The 2,691-nt window shown below is 74.1% G+C and carries 2 protein-coding genes; both read right to left on the bottom strand.

Annotation, left to right across the window (positions count from 1 at the left end; genetic code table 11):
• Positions 1-76: 76 nt before the first annotated feature.
• A complete protein-coding gene (locus ACFVXH_RS41220; protein ID WP_387831223.1) occupies positions 77-856 on the bottom strand; it encodes a hypothetical protein in 780 nt (259 codons plus the stop codon).
• Between the two features lie 48 nt (positions 857-904).
• Positions 905-1,135: a hypothetical protein gene (locus tag ACFVXH_RS41215; RefSeq protein ID WP_387831222.1), complete on the bottom strand. Its 231-nt coding sequence runs from the start codon at positions 1,133-1,135 to the stop codon at positions 905-907.
• Positions 1,136-2,691 lie beyond the last annotated feature (1,556 nt).

Raw genomic sequence — 2,691 nt, 5'->3', positions numbered from 1 at the left:
ACGCCTGAGCCAGGCGGTCCGGGCCCGTTCGGCCCGGCGGCTGGCACCAGCGGCTGCGCGCCGTCCCGCCCGCTGTCTAGGGTGCTTCGACGGCCCTCGGGTCGCCGGTCAGCGCGTAGCGGCGGGCGGCGAGGAGCTGCTCGGTGGTGCTGCCGATCTCCTCGCCGAGGATGCCCAGGGCTTCCTCGGCTTCGCGGTCGGCGAGGTAGCCGGGGGCGACCTGAAGGGCGAGCAGGCCGAGCTCGCGGCGGACGTCGAGTCGCTGGCGGGCCAGGTCGCGGCCCCGGGCGACGTGGGAGCGCCACTGCTCGGTGTCCCAGCCGTCGGGGCCGTGGACGACGGCGAGCTCGGCGGCCGCAACGTCGGGCCGGGAACGGACATCGGCGACCGAACGCGCGACGATCTCGGCGACGACCGCGGCCTCGGGCGGCCGGCCGTTCTCGGTGCCGGCGTCGGCCAGGCGCTCGGCGATCAGGTCGGTGAGCTCCGCGATCCTGCCCTTGAGGTCGACGACCGCCCGCACCGGCAGCACCAGACCGGTGTCCCACGCGTGGGACAGCTCTAGGCCGGCTTCCCGCCGGACCGTGGCCTCGATCGCCTCGGCCGCGGCCGCCAGGTCCAGCAACCGGTACGCGGTCGAGCGGCTCACCCCGAACTCGGCGCCCGCGTACGCGGCCCAGCCGCCGTACCCGAGCACCGTCCACACCCGCGCCCGGTGCGCGGCACGCACCCGAGCCGCCAGGACCAGGACAGCGGAGCGGACCTCCTCGATCGCGGCGCGCAGCTCCCCGGTCAGCCGCCGCGCCTCGGCCTCCGAAGCCGGGCCGACGGGCTCCTGGTGCCGCACGCCGCCCATACCCGACCCCTTCCCCGAGGCGGACGCCGGAACCCGGTCGCAGGCAGGTCAGACGGCCGGTTCCTGCGCGGCGCCCGGGCGGACGGCGGCCTTGAGCGCCATCTCGGCCTTGTGCCGGTTGCCCGCCGTCGCCCAGAACGGGTGGAAGTACAGCTCGGCGCCGACCTCGGCGAACCCGACCCGCTTCTCCTCGCTCGGGTCGGCGGCCCAGGCGGCCTCGGCCTCGTACCAGCGGCGCTGGAGTTCCAGCAGGTCATCGGGGAAATCGGTGTCGGACACCGGCCCATCGTAGGTCGCACACGCATGCGACCGGCGACGCCCCCGCCCGGCTGCCAGGAGAACGAGCCCGTCGTCCTGGCGGACGTCGCCGACTACCCCGGTGCCCGTCCCGGCCGGCGTCGGGCTCCGTCGGCCGGTGACCCCTTGTGCTCACCAACCGACCGCGCCGCGGCCCCGGCTTGCTCGCCGCCCGGCTGCGCACCGGACCGTCGTCCAGGACCTGCTCGTCGGCCGCTGTTCCCGCCGGGCTGCGCCGTGCCGCTGTCCGGGCGTCGGCTGGTGGTGGCGGGAGTTTTTGCGGTGGTGGGGCGGGAGCTCCGCCGGGTCGGCGGGAGATTTTGCGGTGGTGGGGCTGTCCGGGGCCTGGTCGGAGCTGGCGACGGGGGAGGGTGCTGTGCCCGGACGGGGCTGCTGTTTGTTGTCGTCCGGTGCGGTGGACTAGGTGGTTGGGGACGGCTTGGGGGTAGTCCACCTGCCGCAGGCCGTCTACCAGCAGGGTCACCGCCGGGTGGTAGCGCGCCTGCCCGCGGGGCCCCGCTCGTCGCCGTCCTGCTCGCCAGCGCGTCGGCCGGGCGGTCGTCCGGGAGCCGCTCGTCGGCGGCTGCCCGGCGGGCTGCGGGCGAGCCCTGCTGTACCGTCCGGGCCGGCCCTGCTTGCCGCCGAGGCCGCGTCGTCCTGGTGCTCGCTGTCCGGCCGCTGCCCGCTGACCGCGTCGGCTGCGCCGGGCCGCCGTCCGGGGGGCCTGCTCGTTGCCGTCCAGGTCCAGCCTCGCCGCGGCGCGCTGCGCCCCCCGTCGGGCCTCCGGCCCGGCGAGGCGGGGGTGCCGTCCCCGGGTTATGGGGTATTTGCATGGCGAGTTTTGATGGAGTTTTTGCATGGGGATTCGGGGGTGGGGTTTGTGGTTGTACTGGAATTTCGCGTCACATCGTCAACGGCGATTGGGGGTGGTTTTCTGAGGGGGTGTGGGGTGGGATTCCTGGGTCTACACAGGGTTCGGTGTGATGCATTCTGCGGGGTGCGGCTGGATGGGGAGGCCGTCTGCGGCAGGATTCGCTGGCGGCGGCATTCTGATACGGGGTCGCGGGCATTGTTTGGGGCCGCTGGTGGGCTTGTCTGGTGTCAATGGTCCAGACCACTGTGTGTGGTCTGAACCTGTCACTGTGGGTGGGGCCTGAGGGAGGGTGGGTGTTGCGTCGGGGGGTGGTGTCGTGACACTATGCGGTCAGGTGGTCGGGGTGCCGGCCTCTGGTCCCGGTCGGCCTGGTCGTCGGGGACGGAGTCGAGGCCCACCCCCTCCTCCCGGTCAGCGAGGCGCACGGAGTGCGCTAAAACCCCCACTGACCAGCAGAAATACGGCCCAGGCCGGGCCCGGACGGGGTGTCACGGAGCCCGCCGGTGCGGAGCGCCGGCACCTCCAGCCAAGGGGAGCTCGACCACCAGGCCGAGCCCCCGCCGACCCGACGGCGGCGGAGCCGACGTCACTCTCCGCTACTGCGCCCCGGAGGGGCGCCGCAACGCTCCGTCACGCTAGTGACGGCGCGTCATGTCTGCGGAGC

Origin of the sequence: Kitasatospora sp. NPDC058184 (assembly GCF_042883725.1) — a bacterium.
GTDB lineage: Bacteria > Actinomycetota > Actinomycetes > Streptomycetales > Streptomycetaceae > Kitasatospora.
This window is presented reverse-complemented; position numbering and strand designations above follow the sequence as displayed.

Coding starts and splice junctions, on each gene's coding strand:
- ACFVXH_RS41220 (WP_387831223.1), bottom strand. CDS start 856: ATGGGCGGCGTGCGGCACCAGGAGCCCGTCGGCCCGGCTTCGGAGGCC.